The organism is Pseudomonas sp. GXZC, assembly GCF_026967615.1.
Classification (GTDB): Bacteria; Pseudomonadota; Gammaproteobacteria; order Pseudomonadales; family Pseudomonadaceae; genus Aquipseudomonas; species Aquipseudomonas azotoformans_A.
Genome location: NZ_CP114115.1, coordinates 1,937,842 through 1,960,127, shown reverse-complemented (window position 1 = coordinate 1,960,127; position 22,286 = coordinate 1,937,842). Strand labels below are relative to the sequence as shown.

General features: G+C 61.7%; 24 protein-coding genes. 12 read left to right on the top strand and 12 right to left on the bottom strand.

Annotated features, from left to right (window positions below):
• Nucleotides 1-139: 139 nt before the first annotated feature.
• Entirely contained in the window at nucleotides 140-2,881 is a 2,742-nt protein-coding gene (gene acnA, locus OZ428_RS09380) for an aconitate hydratase AcnA (RefSeq protein ID WP_269133190.1), read from the top strand.
• Between the two features lie 44 nt (nucleotides 2,882-2,925).
• Here acnA and OZ428_RS09375 read toward each other — a convergent pair whose 3' ends face one another.
• Both OZ428_RS09375 and cysK read right to left on the bottom strand, forming a co-directional pair.
• Nucleotides 2,926-3,864, bottom strand: coding sequence for an aspartyl/asparaginyl beta-hydroxylase domain-containing protein (locus tag OZ428_RS09375; protein WP_269133189.1), 939 nt, complete (start codon nucleotides 3,862-3,864; stop codon nucleotides 2,926-2,928).
• A 109-nt stretch (nucleotides 3,865-3,973) separates the two neighbouring features.
• On the bottom strand, nucleotides 3,974-4,948 hold the full coding sequence (gene cysK / locus OZ428_RS09370; RefSeq protein WP_010212098.1) for a cysteine synthase A: 975 nt from the start codon (nucleotides 4,946-4,948) through the stop codon (nucleotides 3,974-3,976).
• A gap of 126 nt (nucleotides 4,949-5,074) precedes the next feature.
• Here cysK and OZ428_RS09365 point away from each other — a divergent pair, with 126 nt between their 5' ends.
• The 3 genes from OZ428_RS09365 to OZ428_RS09355 all read left to right on the top strand — a co-directional run bounded on the left by OZ428_RS09365 (nucleotide 5,075) and on the right by OZ428_RS09355 (nucleotide 8,274).
• A complete protein-coding gene (locus OZ428_RS09365; protein WP_269133188.1) occupies nucleotides 5,075-6,151 on the top strand; it encodes a DUF748 domain-containing protein in 1,077 nt (358 codons plus the stop codon).
• Nucleotides 6,152-6,250: 99 nt separating this feature from the next.
• A complete protein-coding gene (locus tag OZ428_RS09360) occupies nucleotides 6,251-7,096 on the top strand; it encodes an AAA family ATPase (protein ID WP_003210690.1) in 846 nt (281 codons plus the stop codon).
• The gene (locus tag OZ428_RS09355; protein WP_038846526.1) at nucleotides 7,096-8,274 is read left to right on the top strand and encodes a vWA domain-containing protein; all 1,179 of its coding nucleotides are present in this window, start codon (nucleotides 7,096-7,098) and stop codon (nucleotides 8,272-8,274) included. The genes OZ428_RS09360 and OZ428_RS09355 overlap by 1 nt, the downstream gene beginning before the upstream one ends.
• A gap of 109 nt (nucleotides 8,275-8,383) precedes the next feature.
• On the opposite strand, the gene OZ428_RS09350 is transcribed toward OZ428_RS09355, so the two are convergent.
• The 3 genes from OZ428_RS09350 to OZ428_RS09340 are packed head-to-tail and all read right to left on the bottom strand — an operon-like array spanning nucleotide 8,384 to nucleotide 10,733.
• Nucleotides 8,384-9,295: a biotin-dependent carboxyltransferase family protein gene (locus tag OZ428_RS09350; RefSeq protein WP_269133187.1), complete on the bottom strand. Its 912-nt coding sequence runs from the start codon at nucleotides 9,293-9,295 to the stop codon at nucleotides 8,384-8,386.
• A complete protein-coding gene (pxpB, locus tag OZ428_RS09345) occupies nucleotides 9,292-9,996 on the bottom strand; it encodes a 5-oxoprolinase subunit PxpB (protein WP_033902595.1) in 705 nt (234 codons plus the stop codon). The genes OZ428_RS09350 and pxpB overlap by 4 nt, the downstream gene beginning before the upstream one ends.
• Nucleotides 9,993-10,733, bottom strand: a complete 741-nt coding sequence (locus OZ428_RS09340; RefSeq protein ID WP_033902596.1) for a 5-oxoprolinase subunit PxpA — start codon at nucleotides 10,731-10,733, stop codon at nucleotides 9,993-9,995. The genes pxpB and OZ428_RS09340 overlap by 4 nt, the downstream gene beginning before the upstream one ends.
• A gap of 175 nt (nucleotides 10,734-10,908) precedes the next feature.
• Here OZ428_RS09340 and OZ428_RS09335 point away from each other — a divergent pair, with 175 nt between their 5' ends.
• Nucleotides 10,909-11,826 (top strand): LysR family transcriptional regulator, encoded by a 918-nt coding sequence (locus OZ428_RS09335; protein ID WP_038846225.1) that lies wholly within the window; start codon nucleotides 10,909-10,911, stop codon nucleotides 11,824-11,826.
• Between the two features lie 3 nt (nucleotides 11,827-11,829).
• Here OZ428_RS09335 and OZ428_RS09330 read toward each other — a convergent pair whose 3' ends face one another.
• The 3 genes from OZ428_RS09330 to OZ428_RS09320 are packed head-to-tail and all read right to left on the bottom strand — an operon-like array spanning nucleotide 11,830 to nucleotide 13,727.
• Entirely contained in the window at nucleotides 11,830-12,372 is a 543-nt protein-coding gene (locus OZ428_RS09330; RefSeq protein ID WP_016975238.1) for a DUF2937 family protein, read from the bottom strand.
• An 11-nt stretch (nucleotides 12,373-12,383) separates the two neighbouring features.
• A complete protein-coding gene (locus tag OZ428_RS09325; protein WP_061435721.1) occupies nucleotides 12,384-13,160 on the bottom strand; it encodes a class II glutamine amidotransferase in 777 nt (258 codons plus the stop codon).
• A gap of 30 nt (nucleotides 13,161-13,190) precedes the next feature.
• A complete protein-coding gene (locus OZ428_RS09320) occupies nucleotides 13,191-13,727 on the bottom strand; it encodes a hypothetical protein (protein ID WP_033902598.1) in 537 nt (178 codons plus the stop codon).
• A 25-nt stretch (nucleotides 13,728-13,752) separates the two neighbouring features.
• On the opposite strand from OZ428_RS09320, the gene OZ428_RS09315 reads away from it, so the two are divergent.
• Complete coding sequence (locus tag OZ428_RS09315; RefSeq protein WP_269133186.1) at nucleotides 13,753-15,795, top strand: S9 family peptidase; 2,043 nt, start codon at nucleotides 13,753-13,755, stop codon at nucleotides 15,793-15,795.
• 68 nt (nucleotides 15,796-15,863) lie between these two features.
• The gene (locus OZ428_RS09310) at nucleotides 15,864-16,337 is read left to right on the top strand and encodes a cyclic nucleotide-binding domain-containing protein (protein WP_016975234.1); all 474 of its coding nucleotides are present in this window, start codon (nucleotides 15,864-15,866) and stop codon (nucleotides 16,335-16,337) included.
• Here OZ428_RS09310 and OZ428_RS09305 read toward each other — a convergent pair.
• On the bottom strand, nucleotides 16,334-16,612 hold the full coding sequence (locus OZ428_RS09305; protein ID WP_038846232.1) for a hypothetical protein: 279 nt from the start codon (nucleotides 16,610-16,612) through the stop codon (nucleotides 16,334-16,336). The genes OZ428_RS09310 and OZ428_RS09305 overlap by 4 nt on opposite strands.
• Before the next feature lie 78 nt (nucleotides 16,613-16,690).
• Between OZ428_RS09305 and OZ428_RS09300 the strand changes: the two genes are divergently transcribed.
• Entirely contained in the window at nucleotides 16,691-17,371 is a 681-nt protein-coding gene (locus OZ428_RS09300) for a spermidine synthase (RefSeq protein WP_269133185.1), read from the top strand.
• 4 nt (nucleotides 17,372-17,375) lie between these two features.
• On the opposite strand, the gene OZ428_RS09295 is transcribed toward OZ428_RS09300, so the two are convergent.
• Nucleotides 17,376-18,296, bottom strand: coding sequence for a ParB/Srx family N-terminal domain-containing protein (locus tag OZ428_RS09295; RefSeq protein WP_269133184.1), 921 nt, complete (start codon nucleotides 18,294-18,296; stop codon nucleotides 17,376-17,378).
• 97 nt (nucleotides 18,297-18,393) lie between these two features.
• Between OZ428_RS09295 and OZ428_RS09290 the strand changes: the two genes are divergently transcribed.
• The 3 genes from OZ428_RS09290 (at nucleotide 18,394) to OZ428_RS09280 (ending at nucleotide 19,836) form a co-directional block, all read left to right on the top strand.
• Complete coding sequence (locus tag OZ428_RS09290) at nucleotides 18,394-18,768, top strand: YajD family HNH nuclease (protein WP_003210675.1); 375 nt, start codon at nucleotides 18,394-18,396, stop codon at nucleotides 18,766-18,768.
• A gap of 181 nt (nucleotides 18,769-18,949) precedes the next feature.
• Nucleotides 18,950-19,417 (top strand): RNA methyltransferase, encoded by a 468-nt coding sequence (locus tag OZ428_RS09285; RefSeq protein ID WP_003189607.1) that lies wholly within the window; start codon nucleotides 18,950-18,952, stop codon nucleotides 19,415-19,417.
• Nucleotides 19,418-19,485: 68 nt separating this feature from the next.
• Nucleotides 19,486-19,836, top strand: coding sequence for a YgaP family membrane protein (locus OZ428_RS09280; RefSeq protein ID WP_269133183.1), 351 nt, complete (start codon nucleotides 19,486-19,488; stop codon nucleotides 19,834-19,836).
• Here OZ428_RS09280 and OZ428_RS09275 read toward each other — a convergent pair.
• Together OZ428_RS09275 and OZ428_RS09270 are read right to left on the bottom strand one after the other, a co-directional pair.
• Nucleotides 19,833-21,053, bottom strand: a complete 1,221-nt coding sequence (locus tag OZ428_RS09275; protein WP_269133182.1) for a hypothetical protein — start codon at nucleotides 21,051-21,053, stop codon at nucleotides 19,833-19,835. The genes OZ428_RS09280 and OZ428_RS09275 overlap by 4 nt on opposite strands.
• Nucleotides 21,054-21,065: 12 nt before the next feature.
• Nucleotides 21,066-21,515: a YcgN family cysteine cluster protein gene (locus tag OZ428_RS09270; RefSeq protein ID WP_003172524.1), complete on the bottom strand. Its 450-nt coding sequence runs from the start codon at nucleotides 21,513-21,515 to the stop codon at nucleotides 21,066-21,068.
• Nucleotides 21,516-21,669: 154 nt separating this feature from the next.
• Here OZ428_RS09270 and OZ428_RS09265 point away from each other — a divergent pair, with 154 nt between their 5' ends.
• Complete coding sequence (locus tag OZ428_RS09265) at nucleotides 21,670-22,254, top strand: nitroreductase family protein (RefSeq protein WP_269133181.1); 585 nt, start codon at nucleotides 21,670-21,672, stop codon at nucleotides 22,252-22,254.
• The last annotated feature ends 32 nt before the right edge of the window (nucleotides 22,255-22,286 follow it).

The window sequence follows — 22,286 nt, the reverse complement described above, 5'->3', positions numbered from 1 at the left end:
CGCGCATGATAACGGAGTTCGGAACCTTGGACTTAACGATAGAGTCCAGTTATTAGCCTGCTAATGAAAACAGGGCTAAGTTGATAGCTCTGTTCGTCCCGTCAGGTCCGTAGCCGTGCGGACCATAAGGAGTCGTGTCATGTCATCGCTTGATAGCCTGAGAACCCTTAAGACCCTTGAAATAGACAGCAAAACCTACCACTACTTCAGCCTGCCCGAAGCCGCCAAGAGCCTGGGTGACCTGGACAAGCTGCCGATGTCGCTGAAGGTGCTGCTGGAAAACCTGCTGCGCTGGGAAGACAACAAGACCGTCACCGGCGCCGACCTCAAGGCCATTGCCGCCTGGCTCAAGGAACGCCAGTCCGACCGCGAGATCCAGTACCGCCCCGCTCGAGTTTTGATGCAAGACTTTACCGGCGTACCCGCCGTGGTCGACCTGGCCGCCATGCGCGCCGCCGTGGCCAAGGCCGGGGGCGATCCGCAGCGCATCAACCCACTGTCCCCCGTGGACTTGGTGATTGACCACTCGGTGATGGTCGACAAGTTCGGCAACGCCGACGCCTTTGAGCAGAACGTCGACATCGAAATGCAGCGCAACGGCGAACGCTACGCCTTCCTGCGCTGGGGCCAGAGCGCCTTTGACAACTTCAGCGTGGTGCCACCGGGCACCGGCATCTGCCATCAGGTCAACCTCGAATACCTCGGCCGCACCGTGTGGACCAAGGACGAAGACGGCCGCACCTACGCCTTCCCGGACACCTTAGTGGGCACCGATTCCCACACCACCATGATCAACGGCCTCGGCGTACTCGGCTGGGGCGTGGGCGGCATCGAAGCGGAAGCGGCGATGCTCGGCCAGCCGGTGTCGATGCTGATCCCGGAAGTGATCGGCTTCAAGCTCACCGGCAAATTGAAGGAAGGCATCACCGCCACTGACTTGGTGCTGACCGTCACCCAGATGCTGCGCAAAAAAGGCGTGGTGGGTAAATTCGTCGAATTTTACGGCGACGGCCTGGCTGATCTGCCGTTGGCCGACCGCGCCACCATCGCCAACATGGCCCCGGAATATGGCGCCACCTGCGGCTTTTTCCCGGTGGATGAGGTGACGTTGGATTACCTGCGTCTCTCCGGCCGTCCTACCGAAACCGTGAAGCTGGTCGAGGCCTACACCAAGGCCCAGGGCCTGTGGCGCATCGCCGGCCAGGAGCCGGTGTTCACCGACAGCCTGGCCCTGGACATGGGCAGTGTCGAAGCCAGCCTGGCCGGGCCGAAACGCCCGCAGGACCGCGTAGCACTGCCCAATGTCGGCCAGGCCTTCAGTGACTTTCTCGACCTGCAATTCAAACCCACCAACAAAGAAGAGGGCCGCCTGGAAAGCGAAGGCGGCGGCGGGGTTGCCGTGGGCAATGCCGACCTGGTGGGCGAAACCGACTATGAGTACGACGGCCAGACCTATCGCCTGAAAAACGGCGCGGTGGTGATCGCCGCGATCACCTCCTGCACCAACACGTCAAACCCCAGCGTGATGATGGCGGCCGGGCTGGTGGCGAAAAAGGCCGTGGAAAAGGGCCTGACGCGCAAGCCTTGGGTCAAGACCTCCCTGGCGCCAGGCTCCAAAGTGGTCACCGACTACTACAAGGCGGCAGGCCTCACCCAGTACTTGGACAAGCTCGGCTTTGATCTGGTGGGCTACGGCTGCACCACCTGCATCGGCAACTCCGGACCGCTGCCCGAGCCGATCGAAAAAGCCATCCAGAAAGCCGACCTCGCGGTGGCGTCGGTGCTGTCGGGCAACCGCAACTTCGAAGGCCGCGTGCACCCGCTGGTGAAAACCAACTGGCTGGCTTCGCCGCCGCTGGTGGTGGCGTATGCCTTGGCGGGCACCGTGCGCATCGATATCAGCAGTGAACCGCTGGGGAATGACCAAGACGGCAAGCCGGTCTACCTCAAGGACATCTGGCCCAGCAGCAAGGAAATCGCGGATGCCGTGGCTCAGGTCAGCACCGGCATGTTCCACAAGGAATACGCCGAGGTGTTCGCCGGTGACGAGCAGTGGCAAGCCATTGAAGTACCACAGGCCGCCACCTACGTCTGGCAAGAGGATTCGACCTATATCCAGCATCCGCCGTTCTTCGACGACATTGCCGGGCCGCTGCCGGTGATCAAAGACGTCAAAGGCGCCAACGTGCTGGCGTTGCTCGGTGATTCGGTGACCACCGACCACATCTCCCCGGCCGGCAATATCAAGACCGACAGCCCCGCCGGTCGCTACCTGCGCGAACAAGGCGTGGAACCGCGCGACTTCAACTCCTACGGCTCGCGCCGGGGCAACCATGAAGTGATGATGCGCGGCACCTTTGCCAATATCCGTATCCGCAATGAAATGCTCGGCGGCGAGGAAGGTGGCAATACGCTGTATATCCCCACCGGCGAGAAGATGGCGATCTATGACGCGTCGATGAAGTACCAGGCCTCGGGCACGCCCTTGGTGGTGGTCGCCGGCCAGGAATACGGCACCGGCTCCAGCCGCGACTGGGCAGCCAAGGGTACCAACCTGCTGGGCGTCAAGGCGGTGATCGCCGAGAGTTTCGAACGGATCCACCGCTCCAACCTGGTGGGCATGGGCGTGCTGCCGTTGCAGTTCAAGCTGGATCAGAATCGCAAGACGCTCAAGCTGACCGGGAAGGAGAAGATCGACATTCTCGGGCTGACCGACGTGGAGATCGTGCCACGGATGAACCTGACGCTGGTGATTACGCGGGAGGATGGGAGTACGGAGAAGGTCGAGGTGTTGTGCCGGATCGACACGCTTAATGAGGTGGAATACTTCAAGGCCGGGGGCATCTTGCACTATGTGCTTCGCCAGCTGATCGCCTCGTAAGCTATAGGAGCCCGGCTTGCCGGGCTCCTATTTAATCGAATCAATCAGCCGAACAACCACTTCCACAGCAGCACCAGCACCACCACCGCCAGCAGCGGCCGCGCAATGCGGTAAGCCTTCGGATGCTTGCGCTTCCACTGCTTGACCACACCGCTGAACTTGTCACTGAAGGTCTTGCTCCAAGCGTACGCCTGGTTGATCCCGCCCACGCGCTCGTCATCCAGGTTCTGCGGTGCAGTGGCGCGGCCCAATTGCTTGCTGACCCAACGGTTGACGCGGGTCATCACGCGGTTGCTCAGGGGGCGCTCGATGTCGCAGAACAGGATTACACGGGTCTGCTCGGTTTCATTCTTGACCCAGTGCACGTAGGTTTCGTCGAACATCACGTCTTCACCGTCACGCCAGGCGTACACCTGGCCGTCGACAAAGATGCGGCAGTCGTCGGAGTTCGGCGTGGACAAACCCAGGTGATAACGCAGGGAACCGGCGAACGGGTCGCGGTGCGGGTTGAGGTGGCTGCCGCCCGGCAACAGCGCGAACATCGCGCCTTTCACATTGGGAATGCTGCTCACCAGCGCCACGGTTTTCGGGCACAGCGCTTCGGCCGAGGGCAGGGGTTTGTCGTACCACTTGAGGTAGAAACGCTTCCAGCCCTTCTTGAAGAACGAGCCGAAGCCGGCGTCGTTGTTCTTTTCGGCGGCGCGGATGTAACCCTCGTCGAACAGGTGCATGGCCTCTTCGCGGATCACTTCCCAGTTGTCCTTGAGCACGTCCAGTTCGGGGAACTTGCTGCGGTCCAGGTACGGCTTGGACGGCACAGCCGAGAACAGGTACATCAAGGCGTTATACGGGGCGAACAGCGCCGAATGGTTGACGAACTGACGCAATATCGGCAAACGCGCCTTGCCGCGCAGGTGCACATACAACGTGCTGCCGATAAACAACGCCAGCACGGACAGTTTGGCGGCCAAAGAAAAGGTCATGCAGCAACTCCTGGAAATAAGCGCCTGGCCAACAGCAGACGTAGCAGCCGGCCATGATAAACAGTTGGGCCATTATGCAGAAGGCCTAAGGTATGGGCGCTGACATACATCAAGCCTGGTTTTCTTGCTCGGTAAACAAATCGCTGAACAGCATGCTCGACAGGTAGCGCTCACCGGAGTCCGGCAGGATCACCACGATGGTCTTGCCCTGCATCTCCGGTTTCTCGGCCAGGCGCACCGCCACGGCCATCGCGGCGCCGCAGGAGATGCCACACAGAATCCCTTCTTCCTGCATCAGCCGCAGGGCCATGGCCTTGGACTCGTCGTCGGTCACCAGTTCCACCCGGTCAACCATCGACAGGTCGAGGTTCTTCGGCACAAAACCGGCGCCGATGCCCTGGATCTTGTGCGGGCTGGGCTTGATCTCTTCACCGGCCAGCGCCTGGGTGATCACCGGCGACACGATCGGCTCGACAGCCACCGACAGGATCGGCTTGCCGGCAATGTTCTTGATATAGCGCGACACACCGGTGATGGTGCCGCCGGTGCCCACGCCCGCCACCAGCACGTCCACGGCGCCATCGGTGTCGTTCCAGATTTCCGGACCGGTGGTTTTTTCATGGATCGCCGGGTTGGCCGGGTTTTCGAACTGGGCCGGCATAAAGTAGGTGGCCGGGTCGCTGGCAACGATTTCGCCGGCTTTTTCGATCGCGCCCTTCATGCCCTTGGCCGGCTCGGTCAACACCAGTTCGGCGCCGAGGGCCTTGAGTACCTTGCGGCGCTCGATGCTCATGGACGCTGGCATGGTCAGCAGCAACTTATAGCCACGGGCGGCGGCGACGAATGCCAGGCCGATGCCGGTGTTGCCGGAGGTGGGTTCGACAATGGTCATGCCCGGCTTGAGTTTGCCGGTGCTTTCAGCGTCCCAGATCATGTTTGCGCCAATGCGGCATTTCACCGAGTAGCCTGGGTTACGCCCTTCGATCTTGGCCAGGATGGTCACACCACGCGGTGCGATCCGGTTGATCTGAACCAGGGGCGTGTTACCGATGGAGTGCGCGTTGTCTGCAAAGATGCGGCTCATGACGGGTCCTATGGGTCGATTCAAGGAAGGCCACAAGGGTATGCCTCGTGCCGCAAAGCGTCCAGTCGGAGGAACGTTGCGCCCTTCGCAACAGTCCATCCCCTATACGGACAGAGGACCCTCCCCATGAAACGTCGCTACAGCTGGCCACTATGGACCGTCGCCGGATTGCTGGTGGTACTGGTTGCCTTGAGCATCGCCCTGCCCTACCTGGTGCGTAACTACTTGAATGACAAGCTCGCCAACATGGGCGACTACCGCGGCCACGTGACAGATGTGGACCTGGCCCTATGGCGCGGCGCGTACAAGATCAACGGCCTGGAGATCATCAAGGTCGACGGCAAGGTGCCCGTACCGTTCGTCAAGGCGCCGCTGATCGATTTGGCGGTGAGCTGGCACTCGTTGTGGTACGACCATGCGGTCGTAGCCAAGGTGCTGTTTATCAACCCCGAGGTGAACTTCGTCGATGGCGGCGCCAACAAGCAGGCGTCCCAGACCGGTAAAGGCACCGACTGGCGCGAGCAATTGAGCAAGCTGGCCCCTATCACCCTCGACGAAGTGCGCATCGAAGACGGCAAGATCGCCTTCCATAACTTCAGCTCCAAACCACCGGTCAACATCAACGCCACTGCGGTCAACGCCAGTTTCTACAACCTGACCAATGTGGTCGATGTCAAAGGCAAGCGCGACGCCCGCTTCGAGGGCAAGGCGCTGCTGCAAGGCCAGGCGCCGCTGGAAGCCACAGCCACCTTTGACCCGCTGAGCAATTTCGAGAACTTCGAATTCCGCTTCCGCGCCAAAGACTTGCAGCTCAAGCGCATGAATGACTTCGCCTCGGCCTACGGCAAATTCGACTTCAAGGCCGGCACCGGCGACGTGGTGATCGAAGCCCAGGCGGAGAAAGGCCAGTTGACCGGCTATATCAAACCGCTGCTGCGCGACGTCGAAGTCTTCGACTGGCAGCAGGACGTGGAAAACAAAGACAAGAACATCTTCCGCTCGATCTGGGAGGCGGTGGTCGGTGCCAGCGAGACCGTGCTGAAAAACCAGGCGAAAAACCAGTTCGCCACCCGGGTTGAGCTCAGTGGCAGCGTGCACCAGCAAAATGTCAGCGCGTTTTCCGCGTTTTTGGCGATTTTGCGCAACGGCTTCATCCAGGCGTTCAATGCGCGCTATGAACAACCCAAGCCCTCGGCGGACTGAAGGTGACTGGTCATTCAGAGACTGAATGAGCCGCCTGCGTTCACAGTCGCCGGGGCTGCGCGGTATAGTCCGGGCATTGATGAATGCGAGGAAACACCGATGAAGTTCGAAGGCACCCAGGCCTATGTGGCTACCGATGACCTGAAACTGGCCGTCAACGCCGCCATTACCCTGGAGCGGCCGTTGCTGGTCAAGGGCGAGCCCGGCACCGGCAAGACCATGCTCGCCGAGCAATTGGCCGAGTCCTTCGGTGCCAAGCTGATCACCTGGCACATCAAGTCCACCACCAAGGCGCATCAGGGCCTGTACGAGTACGACGCGGTGAGCCGCCTGCGCGACTCGCAGCTGGGCGTGGACAAGGTGCACGACGTGCGCAACTACCTGAAAAAGGGCAAGCTCTGGGAAGCCTTCGAATCCGAAGAGCGGGTGATCCTGCTGATCGATGAAATCGACAAGGCCGACATCGAGTTCCCCAACGACCTGCTGCAAGAACTCGACAAGATGGAGTTCTACGTCTACGAAATCGACGAGACCATCAAGGCCAAGAAACGCCCGATCATCATCATTACCTCCAACAACGAAAAGGAGCTGCCGGACGCCTTTCTCCGCCGCTGCTTCTTTCACTACATCGCCTTCCCCGACCGCACCACCCTGCAGAAAATCGTCGATGTGCATTACCCAGACATCAAGAAGGATTTGGTCAGCGAAGCGCTGGACGTGTTCTTCGACGTACGCAAAGTGCCGGGCCTGAAGAAAAAACCGTCCACCTCCGAACTGGTCGACTGGCTCAAGCTGCTGATGGCCGACAACATCGGCGAAGCCGTGCTGCGCGAACGTGACCCGACCAAGGCCATCCCGCCGCTGGCCGGTGCGTTGGTGAAGAACGAGCAGGACGTGCAGTTGCTGGAGCGTCTGGCGTTCATGAGCCGTCGCGGTAACCGCTGATGCTGCTCAACCTGTTCAATGAAATGCGCGCCGCCAAGGTGCCGGTGTCGGTGCGCGAGCTGCTCGACCTGATTAACGCGCTGAAAATGCGCGTGACCTTCGCCGACATGGACGAGTTCTACTACTTGGCCCGGGCGATCCTGGTCAAGGACGAGCGGCACTTCGATAAGTTCGACCGGGCCTTCGGCGCCTACTTCAACGGCCTGGAGAAACTCGACGACCACTTGCAGGCGCTGATCCCCGAAGAGTGGCTGCGCAAGGAGTTCGAGCGTTCGCTGACCGATGAGGAACGCGCGCAGATCCAGTCCCTTGGCGGCCTGGACAAGCTGATCGAAGCATTCAAGAAACGCCTGGAAGAACAAAAGGAACGCCACGCCGGCGGTAACAAGTGGATCGGCACCGGCGGCACCAGCCCGTTCGGCTCCGGCGGCTATAACCCAGAAGGCATCCGTGTCGGTGACGCCGGCAAGCGCCAGGGCAAGGCCGTTAAGGTGTGGGACCAGCGCGAGTACAAGAACCTCGACGACCAGGTTGAACTGGGCACGCGTAATATCAAGATCGCCCTGCGCCGCCTGCGCAAATTTGCGCGCCAGGGCGCGGCAGAAGAGCTGGACATTGACGGCACCATCGACCACACCGCCCGCGATGCCGGGTTGCTGAATATCCAGATGCGCCCGGAGCGGCGCAACACCATCAAGCTGCTATTGCTGTTCGATATCGGCGGCTCGATGGATGCCCACGTGAAGATCTGCGAAGAGCTGTTCTCCGCGTGCAAGACCGAGTTCAAGCATTTGGAGTACTTCTACTTCCACAACTTCGTTTATGAGTCGGTGTGGAAGAACAACCAGCGCCGCACCTCCGAGCGCACCTCGACCCAGGACCTGCTGCACAAGTACGGCGCGGATTACAAAGTGATTTTTATCGGCGATGCGTCGATGGCGCCGTATGAAATCACCCAGGCCGGCGGCAGCGTCGAGCATTGGAATGAAGAGCCGGGGTATGTGTGGATGCAGCGCTTCATGGCCAAGTACAAGAAGCTGATCTGGATCAACCCGTATCCGAAGGACACTTGGGGGTATACGGCGTCGACCGGGATTGTGCGGGAGTTGGTGGAGGATCAGATGTATCCGCTGACGTTGCGGGGGTTGGAAGAAGGGATGCGCTTTCTCTCGAAATAGCGTCGCTGTTTTGTGGCGAGGGAGCTTGCTCCCGTTGGCCTGCGCAGCAGGCCCAATGCCGGGGGGCCGCTACGCGCCCCAACGGGAGCAAGCTCCCTCGCCACAGGTTTCACCTATTCAAAAAGCGCTGCAAAAAGTCGACGTGCTGGCGATGCGCAGTCTCCTGCACCACCGGCGTCAGCCGCACCTTCTCCCCCGGCAAACACTGCGCCAGCCGCGCCAGCGACAACGGCGTCAACGCTCCAAGACGCGGATAACCGCCAATGGTCTGCCGGTCATTGAGCAACACAATCGGCTGCCCATCCGGCGGCACCTGGATCGCGCCCAACGGAATCCCCTCGGAGATCAGCGACGGCCCCTGATACTGCAACGGCGTGCCCAGCAGACGCATGCCCATGCGGTCGGCGCGGCTGTCCAGGGTCCATTCGGTGTTGAACGCATCGAACAGGCTTTGCCCACTGAACTGGCCGATCTGGGCACCGACGATCACGTCCAATGCAGTTTTGGAAAGGCCTGGATCATTCAGCACTTTCATTGCGCCGCCGACGCCGGAATACGCCAAGCGCCCGCCTTCGGCCAACGCCTTACCGAAACCGTCCACGCCGCCCAGTTCTTCACGCACAACGGTGGCGCAACTGCCCAGCACGTCCGGCGCATCAAACCCGCCCGGCGCCGCCAGATAGGCCCGCGCGCCATTGAATGGCTGGGTAAAACGCAAACGCTGGCCCTTTTGCAGGATAAAACTGCGGCCGGGGCTGATGGCACGTTCGTCGATGTAAGCACCCAAGTCCGCACCGGCCAGGGCCAGCAGGCAATAATCCTCGGCCTGCACGGTAAAGCCGCCCAAGGTGATTTCCACCACCGGCGCGTTCAGCGCATTGTCCAGCAGCCAGTTGGCCCAGGACATCGATACCCAGTCCAGCGCCCCGCCCTGGGTTACGCCCAGGTGACGCACGCCAAAGCGGCCGGCGTCCTGCAACAGGCACAGCGGTGTGCTGGCCTCGATGATCAAGCGGCTCATGCCTGCGCCTCCAACGGCGTGTCATCGCCACCCAGTTTGATGAATTGCGCGTGATCGACAGGTTCGAAGCGTACCGTGTCGCCCGGTTGCATCAGGCTGTAGCCGTCGCGCTCACGGTCGAACAACTTGGCCGGGGTGCGGCCGATCAGGTTCCAGCCGCCCGGCGAGACCACCGGGTAGGCCGCGGTTTGCCGTTCGGCAATGCCGACGCTGCCCGCCGCCACGCGTTTGCGCGGGGTGTTGAGGCGTGGCGCGGCGAGGACTTCATCCACCAGGCCCATAAAGGCAAAACCGGGGGCGAAGCCGAGGGCGAACACTTGGTATTCGTGGGCGCTGTGGCGGCGGATCACGTCATCGACGCTTAGCCCGCTGCGCTGGCTGAGCAGGCTCAGTTCGGGGCCGACGCTCAGGTCGTACCACACCGGCAGCACGTGGCACTGGCCGCTGCCCTGGGTGTGCGGCTGCAGGTCGGTCAGGGCCTGGTCGATCAATTCCCGTGCCTGGGCCGGGTTCAATGCGCTGAGGTCGTAATGCACCATCAAGGTGGTGTAGGACGGCACCAGGTCGACCAAAGCCGCGCCGAAACCGCTGCGCAAGCGCTGGGTGGCGGCGAGCATCCAGGGCATGTTGGCTTCGGCGATTGCATCAAACAGACGCACCATCAGGCAGTCGATGGCCACCACTTCAATCCGTGGCTTCATGCTGGCTTCAATGCCTCGCGGATGCGCTGTACGGCAGCGATTGAGCTGGCATTGTCGCCATGCACGCACAGCGTGTTGGCTTGCAGGACCAACGAGCTGCCGTCGCTGGCGGTCAGCGCTTCCCCCCTGGAAATGGTCAAGGCTTGCTGCAGGATGGTGTCGGCATCGTGGTGCACGGCGCCGGGCAACTGCCGCGAGACCAGGTGGCCCTTGTTGTCATAGGCGCGGTCAGCAAAGGCTTCGAACCACAGGGTGACGCCATATTCATCGCCCAAGGCCTGCGCTGCGCTGTTGTCGCGGGTTGCCAGCAACATCAGCGGCAGGTCGCCGTAAGCCGCCACGGCCTGGATCACCGCGCGCAATTGCGCGGGCTTGGCCATCATGTCGTTGTACATCGCGCCGTGGGGCTTCACATAGCTGACCCGCCCACCTTGCGCCCGGCATATGCCGTCGAGGGCGCCGATCTGGTAGTGCAGCAGGTCCTGGATTTCCTGGGGAGTGTAGGCCATGGAGCGACGACCAAAGCCTTGCAGGTCCTGGTACGCCGGATGTGCGCCGACTTGCACGCCATGCTTGAGCGCCAGGCTGACGGTCTTGCGCATGATGCTCGGGTCGCCGGCATGGAAGCCGCACGCCACGTTGGCGCAATCAATGAACGGCATGACCTCGGCGTCCAGACCCATGGTCCAGTTGCCAAAGCTTTCGCCGATGTCGCAATTCAGTAGAAGGCGGCTCACGGTAGGTGCTCCTGTAGGCTTTATTTTTTTGTAGTGTGGGATTTTTTACGCAGAACTCGCAACTTGTCCTGACACCCCAACGGCGCTTATCGTGGAATAGCTCGATTTTTGGCGCTGGCTCGGTGCGGCGTCCAACTAATAAAAACCGATCCATGCATAAGAAAAAGTTGATCCCATGAATTTGAAGTTCCTCGAAACCTTCGTCTGGGTGGCCAAGCTCAAGAGTTTCCGCCTGACCGCCGAGAAGTTGTTCACCACCCAGGCTTCGATCTCCAGCCGCATTGCCGTGCTGGAAAGCGAGTTGGGGGTGAAGCTTTTTCTGCGCGACTCACGCGGCGTGAGCCTGACCCCGGAAGGCTTGAAGGTGCTCGACTATGCCGAGCAGATGATGGTGACGATGCAGGGCCTGAAGCAGTCCCTGGAGACCACCAGCAGCAAGGTCGGGCGCATCCGCATTGGCGCGATGGACACGGTGATCCACACCTGGCTCAGCCCGTTGGTGGCGGAATTGATGGACCACTTCCCGCTGGTAGAGATCGAATTGGTCGCCGATACCGCATTGAACCTCAGCGATCAGCTGCAAAAAGGCTTCCTCGACCTGATCCTGCAAACCGACCTGCTGCGCCTCGAAACCGTGCGCAGCCTGGAGCTGTGCAGCCACCCCATGGCCTGGATCGTCGCCAGCCAGTCGATCTACAACCGTGACTACGCCTCCCTCGCCGAACTGGCGCAGGAACGCATCATCACCTACTCGAAAAACTCCCATCCGCACCAGGACGTGATCAGCCTGATGCAGGCCAACGGCGTGGCCGCGCCACGCATGAACTGCGTGAATTCGGTGTCGGCCATCACCCGTTTACTGCGCGATGGTTTTGGCATTGGCGCACTGCCGCCGGTGCTGGTCAGCGAAGAACTGGCGCGCGGCGAATTGGTGATGTTGCCGATGGCGCAGAAACTGCCGAACTTGCAGGTGGTGGTGTCGTGGCGCGTGGGGGTGGAGCTGGTGGAGGAGATTGTCGGGTTATGCCAGAAAGTAGTGGCGCGGTATGCCGAGGAAGTGGGTGAGGAGCGGATGGTGCTCGCTCACCCGTGAGGCTCAGAGCCCTTTGAGGTCCCGCTCTTCGATCGGCCGGCTCTGGCGCAGGCGCTTGCCGCCCAACACCACCCAGTCGATCAAACGGAACAGGCACTCCAGGCCAAACGACAACAGCATCGCCCCGCCCAACCCCCAGCCCATGGCCTCGGGCGTCAGCAGGATCTGGTAGCTGTAGCCGTTCCAGGTTTCCTGGCGGATATCCGGGTCCGCCGCGACCGCCACTTGCAGGGCGCGGATGTACCATGGGCCTTGCATGGCCTGGAATTGCTTGTCCAACGCCACCTGGCGGTCAAGCATGGCGCCCAGGCTGTTGGCGTCGCTCTGGAACACCGGGTCATCACTGGCGCGGTAATGCGCGACCAACGCTTTCAAGTCACCGTTGAAGAACTGCCGTGCCGTGTTTTCAAACCCGCTGAGGCCGGTCTGGGCCTCGATCAGATGAGCTTCGACGCGCTTGGCGTAGTCGTTGATGAAGCCCGGCACTTGCACGCCGACCAACAGGCCAATGGCAAACAGCACCAACCGCAGATAACTGAGCAACATGGTCGATATCCTTACTCGGTGATGCCTTGGCTGACGCATTCACCGCGTCGCCACAGGCTCCATTGGCCCGGTTCGTAGCGGGTCCAGTTTTCGTTGTCGGTCAAAGGTTCGGTGGCGATCACGGTCACCACGTCATTGGGCGTGGTTTCGGCCTGAAAATCGACGATCACGTCGACATCTTTCAAGCGTGCAGGGCCGAACGGGGCGCGACGGGTGATTTGCGCCAACTTGGTCGAGCAATAGCAAAACAGCCAGTCGCCGTCGCTGAGCAGGCAATTGAACACGCCTTTGCTGCGGTATTCGGAGCAGGCGGCGATCAGGTCCGGCAGGACGTTTTCAATGTCCACCGGCTCCGGGAAGGCTTCGCGCACGCGGTTGAGCAGATCGCAAAAGGCCGCTTCGCTGTCGGTATCGCCCACGGGACGATAGAAAGTCGCGCGGGGATTGAAGTCGGCCAACTGGCCGTTATGCGCAAAGCACCAGTTGCGGCCCCACAGTTCGCGCACAAACGGGTGAGTATTGGCCAAACTGACCTTGCCGACGTTGGCCTGGCGGATATGGCCGATCACCACTTCGCTTTTGATCGGGTAACGCTGCACCAGCAGCGCGACTTCCGATTCGCTGCTCGCGGCCGGGTCCTGGAACAGGCGCAGGCCACGGCCTTCATAGAACGCGATGCCCCAACCGTCACGGTGGGGACCGGTGCGCCCACCGCGCTGCATCAGCCCGGTGAAGCTGAACACGATATCGGTGGGGACGTTGGCACTCATGCCCAATAATTCACACATGCCAGGGCTCTCGCAGCAGGGCGGACAACGTTAAAGCCGCGGTTCGACGCGCAGACCGCTCACAGGTGCCGGACGGCGAAAAGGCACGTCATCGTCATCTTGATCCGGTTCGGCGGCCAGGGCGGCATCGGCGGCAGCCTTGCGCTCACGGCGGGCGTTGGCAGCGCGCTCGATGGGCCAGCGGATCAGCACGAACACCAGGTACACGCCAAAGGCGATCATGCTGTACATGAACAGATCGGAAATGGCCCGCCAGGCGTTATTGCCGACCTTGAGCACCAGGTCCAGGGCGGTGATGGCCACGGCCGGCGCGAACTGGGTCTTGACCGGATCGACGATGGTCGGGCTGAACAGCAACACCGCCATCAGCAACAGCAGCGGCTCGCGCAGCCAGCGCCAGATCCAGCGGGTCATGCGCCACCACACCAACAGGCAGCCCAAAGCGGCGAAGGCGTAAAGGCCCCAAGCGGTCAGATAGTCGTTCTCGGTCATGGTGTCCATGGCAAGGTTGGCAAACAGGCGGCTATGATAACGGCTTTTGCGTGTCGCGGCTGCAATGCCTGCCACCGTCCGCCCGATAGAGATTAATCCCATGCCTACATCGACCGCTCCGATTGCCCGCAAGGCCCAAGGCTCAGATCCGTACGCCTGGCTGCAAGAGCGCGACAGCGCTGAGGTGCTCGATTACCTCAAGGCCGAAAACGCCTGGCAGGAAGCGCAACTCGCCGATCAGGCAGCGCTGCGTGAAACCCTGTTCGAGGAGATCAAGGGCCGCATTCTCGAAACCGATCTGTCGCTGCCTTCGCCGTGGGGCCCGTATCTGTACTACACCCGCACCACCGCCGGTGACGAATACGCCCGCCACTACCGCTGCCGTCGCCCGGCCGACGACAGCAACCAAGTGGATGACAGCAGCGAAGAGTTGTTGCTGGACCCGAACGTGCTGGCCAATGGCGGTTTCTTCTCCCTCGGCGCGTTCAGCATCAGCCCCGACCACCAACGCCTGGCCTACAGCCTCGATACCAGCGGTGAAGAGATCTACACCCTGTACGTGAAGGAATTGGCCACCGGCAAAGTCAGCGAACTGGCGTTTGAAGACTGCGACGGCAGCATGACCTGGGCGAATGACAGCCTGACCCTGTTCTTCGGCGAACTGGACGACACCCACCGCCCGCACAAGCTGTATCGCTATCGCCTGGACGGCACGGCGGCGCAGGAAGTGTTCCATGAGCCGGACGGCCGTTTCTTCCTGCATTGCTACCGTTCCAGCTCCGAGCGCCAGCTGCTGCTGTCACTGGGCAGCAAGACCACCAGCGAAGTCTGGGCCCTGGACGCCGACCAGCCACACCTGGACTTCACCTGCCTGGCACCGCGGGTCGAAGACCATGAATACGATGTCGACCACGGCCAGTTGAATGGCGCGTGGACCTGGTTTATCCGCAGCAACCGCGATGGCATCAACTACGCGCTGTTCGTGGCAACCGACATTGGCGACGTGCCGACCGAAGCTGAATGGCAGAACCTGATCCCCCACAGCGATGAGGTGATGCTCGACGGCGTGAGCCTGAACACCCACGCCATGACCCTGAGCCTGCGCATCGGTGGCCTGCCGGTGATCGAAGTGCACCCGCAGGGCTTGCCGGCCTATCGCGTGGAATTGCCTGACGCCGCCTACAGCCTCTACGTACAGAACAGCCTGGAGTTTGTCAGCGACAAGATCCGCCTGCGCTACGAAGCCCTGAACCGTCCGGCCCACGTGCGCCAGCTGGAACTGGCCAGCGGCGCGCAACAGGTGCTCAAGGAAACCCCGGTACTCGGCGTGTTCAACGCCGATGATTACGTGAGCCAGCGCCTCTGGGCCACCTCGGCAGATGGCACCCAGGTGCCGATCAGCCTGGTGGTCAAGCGCGACCAGTTGGGTAAACCAACGCCCCTCTACCTGTATGGCTACGGCGCCTACGGTTCGAGCCTGGACCCGTGGTTCTCCCACGCACGCCTGAGCCTGCTGGACCGAGGCGTGGCGTTTGCCATCGCCCATGTGCGCGGCGGCGGTGAGCTGGGCGAGGCCTGGTATCGCAACGGCAAGCAGGAACACAAACAGAACACCTTCAGCGACTTTATCGCCTGCGCCGAACACCTGATCGCCCAGGGCCTGACCACGTCCAAACAACTGGCCATCAGCGGCGGCAGTGCCGGCGGCCTGTTGATCGGCGCGGTGCTTAACCAGCGCCCGGCGCTGTTCCAGGCGGCGATTGCCGAAGTGCCGTTCGTCGACGTGCTCAACACCATGCTCGACCCGGAATTGCCGCTCACCATCACCGAGTACGACGAGTGGGGCAACCCGGAAGAACCGGACGTCTACGAACGCATCAAGGCCTACGCGCCCTACGAAAACGTTCGTGCCCAGGCCTACCCGCACCTGCTGGTGATCGCCGGCTACAACGACAGCCGCGTGCAATATTGGGAAGCCGCCAAGTGGGTGGCCAAGCTGCGCGACACCAAGACCGACGACAACCTGCTGCTGCTCAAGACCGAACTGGGCGCCGGCCACGGTGGCATGAGCGGTCGTTACCAGGGATTACGTGACGTAGCACTCGAATATGGCTTTGTGTTCAAGGCGCTGGGGCTGGTTTGAGGAACTTAGCCGGGCGGTTCTGTCTGAACACAGGACCGCCTACTGATTGATGGACCAAGATTGCAGCCATGGCACTACCGACACTAATGAATACCGAAATCCGCGACATGCTCATGGATTGCGGCCTGTTCGACCCGCTGTTGCCGGAAGACTTTCACGTCGCCGCCGGCTATTTCAATATCAGCAGCATTGCCCGCGATGAGGTGATTTTCCTTGAGGGCGATGCTGGCACCTTCATGTGCATCCTCCACAGCGGCCAGGTGGCGGTGCAGAAAACCAACCACGACGGCCAGCGCCTGACCATCGCCACCTTGCGCAGTGGCCGGGCCTTTGGCGAAATGGCGGTACTCGACGGCGAGCGCCGCTCAGCCAGTTGCATGGCGGCCAGTGACTGCGTGCTGTTGAACCTGGGCAAGGATTCCCTGGAAAAGATGCTCAACGAAGCGCCCAGGGTCGCCGCCAAGATCATCCGCGCGATTGCCATCGCCCTGTCCAAGCGCCTGCGCATGGCCGACGGGCAATTACTTTCGCAACAGTTTTAGCCGCCCGGCGTCTTCGGCTTGCTGTCATTTTGCAGCAGGCCCGGCACCGTCTGATCCTTGGGTGGCGTGGGCAGCACGATGGGCACCAAGGGTGGCGAGCCGTTGGTCTTGGGCACGGCCGGTGGGGTGACTTGCGGGTACAACGTCGGCGTCGGGGTGCCCGGTGCGCCTGGCGTTGGGGCGGGCGCGACCGGTACGGTTTGCAACTCCTGAGCCTGCACCGCACCAGAGGCGAGCGCGCTCAACACAATGACCGTTAGAATGCTGCACTTCATCGATGGCTCCATGGCCTGACCGGAATGTCGTAAGGCTACTCCCAACCGCGCAAGAATGCCCTTCCCAATGAGATTTCCATGAAACGTTTCGTTCTGCTGGACACCACCCCGATCCCCGACAACGGCGGTGCCTTGTGCCTGTTCGAATACGGTGAAGATTTCGTCATCAAGATTCAGGGCGGTGACGGCGGCCAGCTGATGAACACGCGCATGCACGGTTCCGAAGATGCGCTGGCGGAGATCCCCTGCCGCAAAGTCGCCGGGCGTGCGGACTCACGGGTGTTGATCGGTGGCTTGGGCATGGGCTTTACCCTGGCGTCAGCGCTCAAGCACCTGGGCAAGACTGCCGAAGTGGTCGTGGCAGAACTGGTACCAGGCGTCGTGGAATGGAACCGTGGACCACTGGGCGAAAAATCCGGCCGCCCGCTGCTGGACCCGCGCACGGTGATCCGCCTGGAAGACGTGGCCAAGGTGCTGCAAGCCGAGCCCCAGCGCTTTGACGCGATCATGCTGGACGTGGACAACGGCCCCGAAGGTCTCACGCAAAAGGCCAACAGTTGGCTCTACTCCGCCGGAGGCCTGGCGGCCTGCGCCAAGGCCCTGCGCCCCAAAGGCGTGCTGGCCGTGTGGTCGGCCAGCGCGGACAAGCTGTTCAGCGACAAACTGCGCAAGGCCGGTTTCAAGGCCGAGGAAGTGCAGGTATTCGCCCATGGCAACAAGGGCACCCGACACACCATCTGGATTGCGCAGAAGGTGTGATCGGTTAGCGCAGGGAATTGCGGTAATCGATCACATAGGGGACTTTTTTGTCGAAGGTCTTTTCCAGCTCACTGCGGTCGAGTTTGGTCATGCCGCCCAGTTGATGGGCGGTGAAACCGCTGTCACCGACCTGTGAGCCCGGCGCCAGGCTGACCATGCGCTTGGCCACGGCCTCAATGGCGTCCTTGTAGCCACCCTTCTTGTTCAGGTTGTACTTGCCCAGGTCAATTTGAGTGCGCAGCCAATTGCCCCAATAGAACTCCAGGAACTCCGGTGCGATCTCGCCCGCCTCGGGCTTGCCATACGCGGCCTTGCGGGTGAAATACACCAGGCTGCGGAAGGTATCGTCCTGCAGGTTCTTGAAGCCCAGGTGCGCCGGCAGTTGCTCGGGCGGCAGGGTCTGGCCTTGATTGTCCTTGAGCCACACCTTGCGCGCGGCCTGCATGCGCTGCCAGAAGTTGGCCAGGGTTGGGCTGTTGCTGAAGTCGTCGGTGACCTTGACCCACATGTTCAGGCGAGGCCCGCCGCCGGGCACTTCCCACAAGGTGGTGAAGCTGTGGTGACCGTCGGTCAGGTACAACTGGCCGCCGGGGCCGACTACCACGGTCTTCATGTCGTCGGGATGGGTGCCCACCGGGTCCTTGCAACTGAAGCTCGCCGGCTTGTGCAGGTCCGCGCCCTTGGGCACGTTGTCGGCTTCGCCCTGGCCGTTGGTTTCGCAGTATTCATCGAAGACCTTGGCGGGTTTGTCGGCGAACAGGCCGAGGCTGTAGTAGATCTGGTCGAACCCCACCACGGCCTGGGTCGGGTGCAATTGATCGAGGGTCACTTCGATCACCTCGCCGGGCTGGGGTGTAGAAAACGCTTGGGCTTGGGCCGTGAGCCCACACAACAACAGTGCAACAGTCCATGAATGCAGACGCATGAGTTTCAGTCCTTATGAGTAAAGTGAAGCGGTTATTTGCAACGCGAGCGGCTAGAATCAACCCTATCCGTGAACCCCAAAATAGCCAGGAGCCATGATGAGCTCGACCAACCCGCCCTCCCACACCGCCAAGCTGGACCGCATCCTTGCCGATGCCCAGCGCGACCGGGAAATGGGCTACCGCGATAAAGCCTTGAAAATGTACCCCCACGTGTGCGGCCGCTGCGCCCGTGAGTTCGCCGGCAAACGCCTGAGCGAACTGACCGTACACCATCGAAACCACAATCATGATGACAATCCCCAGGACGGTTCCAACTGGGAGCTGCTGTGCCTGTATTGCCACGACAACGAACACTCGCGGTATACCGACCAGCAGTATTTCGGCGAAGGCTCCACCAGCAGCCCGACGATTGCCAAGGCCACGCATAACCCGTTTGCGGCGTTGGCGGGGTTGATGAAGAAAGACGACTGAAATCGTCACTGACTGTGCCGGCCTCTTCGCAGGCAAGTCGAATCGTCGCACCGCAGCTCCCACAATTGGAATGCATTCCCCTGTGGGAGCCGGGCTTGCCCGCGATAGCGATATCCCAGACAACACCGCACCCTGCCTAATCCCCGTATAATCGCCGCTTTTCTCCAAGGCACCCTTCCCCGTGGGCAATAAACGCTACAGCTGCATCGGTTTGTATAACCCCAAATCCCCCGAAAACGTCGGTTCGGTCATGCGTGCCGCCGGCTGCTACGGCGTGGCCTCGGTGTTCTACACCGGCGTGCGTTACGAGCGCGCGCGGGACTTCATCACCGATACCAAGAAAGTCCACCACGACATTCCGCTGATCGGCATCGATGACCTGAAAAAGATCCTGCCCCTGGGCTGCATCCCCGTCGCCGTGGAGTTGGTAGAAGGCGCTCGCCCCCTGCCCGAATACACCCATCCGGACCGCGCGCTGTACATCTTTGGTCCGGAAGACGGTTCCCTCGACAAAGAGATCCGCGACTGGTGCGAAGACGTGGTCTACATCCCGACCACCGGTTGCATGAACCTCGCCGCCACCGTCAACGTGGTGCTCTACGACCGCCTGGCCAAGGGCAACAACACCCGCTCGGGCCCCAAGTACTGATCTTTTGGGAACATCCGACGCCTGCGGGCAGTCAGCTACTTATCAATAGCCCTCGTTGGAGACAGATCATGAGCGACAGCAAAACCTTGCGACCTATCATCGAACACACGCCTTCCGAGACCCAGCCCACGCAGAACGTGCACGGCTGGGAGCGCATCGGCTCGGTGGCCGGTGGCGTGATGATGGTGGGCAAAGGCCTGCGCCGTGGCGGGATTTTCGGCTTGATCCAGGTGGCGATCGGCGGCGTGGCGCTGGCCCGTGGCTTTACCGGTCACAGCTCGCTCAAGGACAAGCTGGAACAGGGCCGCCAGGAAATGAACACGGTGCGCACGAAGATCGAACGCGCCGGGGCCGAGCTGAAGAACCTGAAGACCAAGGCTGAAGTGGCGGCCGAGAAGGCCACCAAGACCACCGGCTAACGCAGCAGCTTGTTGTCCAGCACCACCGACGACTCGCCGATGATACTTTCAGCCAGTTGCACGAACTCCGCGGTGGTGATGCTGTTGGCCCGCATCACCGCCTGCGCGAGGTCATCCAGCGAGCGCTTGTTATGCGTCTTTACGCGGATCTCGCGGTCCAGCTCCTGCAACACCACCACCGCCCGTGACACCGTCGCACCGCTGGCGTGTTCGCCGCGCAGGCTGGTCACATCTTTGCCTTCCTTGTTCAAGCGCGCCTGTATCGCCTGATACCGTTCGTCGGTGATGCCACCTGCCCGACGCACCAGCTCAATGGCGTAGTACTCGGCCAGGCCTTCGCTGATCCAGTCACTGGTGTCGTGGTCATTGAAACGCCCAATCGCCTGCACCACTTCGCGGATCAACGGGCTGCTGCCGTTTTCGCTGACCAGCGGCGTCCGGCTGTTGAGGTAGACCGAATCCCGCGCCGAGAACGCGCCACGGCGCATCGGATCACTGGCGCCCACCACCAGCAGCTTGGCCGGATGGCGCGGGAAGGCCGCTTCCACTTGCGGCCAAACGAAGGTCAGCAACGTCAACACATCCATGCGGCGCATGGCCTGGCCTTTGGGCGAAGCCACGGTGACTTCCGTCTCGCCCAGGCGCACGCGGCGGCTGCCGAGGTTGCCGGCGAGCATCCAGCCGGTGGGCCGGTCGAACAGGCGGGAGACGTTGTCGATGCGGAACTTGTTCTTGCCGATGCGCGGCCAAGCGGTTTCGACGCTTTTCCAGCCGGCCGGCAGTTCGAACACCAGGCGTGAGACCAACTCGACGCCGTCCTGCTGGTCGAGCCGCGCCGTCGGCACCAGGTCTTCGCCGCGAAACAACGCCCAGCCCGGCGTCACCCGCGCTTCATAGAGACCGGCCTTGCGTGCATGGGTGAGGCGTACGCGGTAAGTCAGACTGGCCTTGTTGGCGCTGGGCTGCCACAGGCCACGATGTTCGGTGATGCTCCACTGGCCGTCAGCCTTGAAGTCGCTGTAGTCACCGTCAGGGCCGAGGTCGAAGTTCAGGCTGCGCACCGCCGAGCCTTGGGACAGGCTCACCCGCACCTCGGCCTGATCCGTCTGGGGCAACAGTTTGACGTGATAATCCAGGTCGACTTTCTTCGCGCACCACGCGGATGTACTCAGCGCCAGCAACACCACAGATGCCGCCAGCTTGATTGCCCCCCTCATACCCACTCCTTGTCAGCCCGCGCGGAAAATCAGGTAATCCTCCCAGTCATCCTCAGGCACGCTGCCTTCGCTGAGCATGCGCCCGGACTGGGAAATGCGTTCGTGGTGCACGGCATCGCGGTCGCCGCAGACCAAGTGGTGCCACAGTGGCAGGTCCTTGCGTTCGCTGACCAGGCGATAGCCGCAGGTGGGCGGCAACCATTTGAACTGGTCGGCCTGTCCCGGCGTGAGCTGGATGCAGTCCGGCACCGAGGCGCGACGGTTGGGGTAGTCGGTGCACTGGCAGGTTTTCAGGTCGAGCAGTTTGCAGGCGATCCGCGTGTAATAGACGCTGTTGTCGTCTTCATCCTCAAGCTTTTGCAGGCAGCACAGGCCACAGCCGTCGCACAACGACTCCCACTCCTCCTGGTCGAGGTGTTCAAGGGTTTTGCGTATCCAGAAAGGTTCGACTTTGGCGGCCATGGCTCTACATCAGTATCGGTAGGTGAAAAGGCCGCCAGTCTAGTGCCCAAGGCCCCTGGGGCCAAGCGCTTACGACTGGCGGTGTAACAACACTTGTCAGTCTAGTGGCCGCGCAGTAGTTTTGAGCGCCGAATTGACGATCAGGAACTGCTCCATGACACGTGTTGCCGATTATCCGATCCACACCCAGTTCACCGACCGTTGGTCGCCTCGCGCCTTCACCGGCGAGAGCATTGACCAGGAAACCCTGCTGAGCTTCTTCGAAGCCGCGCGCTGGGCGCCGTCCGCCTACAACTCGCAGCCATGGCGCTTTCTCTACGCGCGCCGCGACACGCCGGACTGGGAGCGTTTCCTGGGCTTGCTGAATGAATTCAACCGCAACTGGGCGCAGCATGCGTCGGCTCTGGTGATCATCGCCTCGAAAACCGACTTCACCGCCCCCGGCGCTACGGAAGAAACCCCGGCGCTGTGGCACACCTTTGACACCGGTTCGGCCTGGGGCCACCTGGCGCTGCAAGCCAGCCTCAGCGGTTGGCACACCCACGGCATGGCCGGTTTCGATCAGGAACTGACCCGCAAAGAGCTGAAAATCCCGGAAGGTTATGCCCTGCATGCCGCCGTGGCGATCGGCAAGCTGGGGGACAAGTCGACCTTGCCCGAGTACCTGCAAGGTCGTGAGGCGCCGAGCCCGCGTCGGCCGTTGAGCGAGTTGGTCTCGGAAGGTGATTTCAGCCTGTAATGCCAAGAGGAGCCGGCATGCCGGCTCCTCCG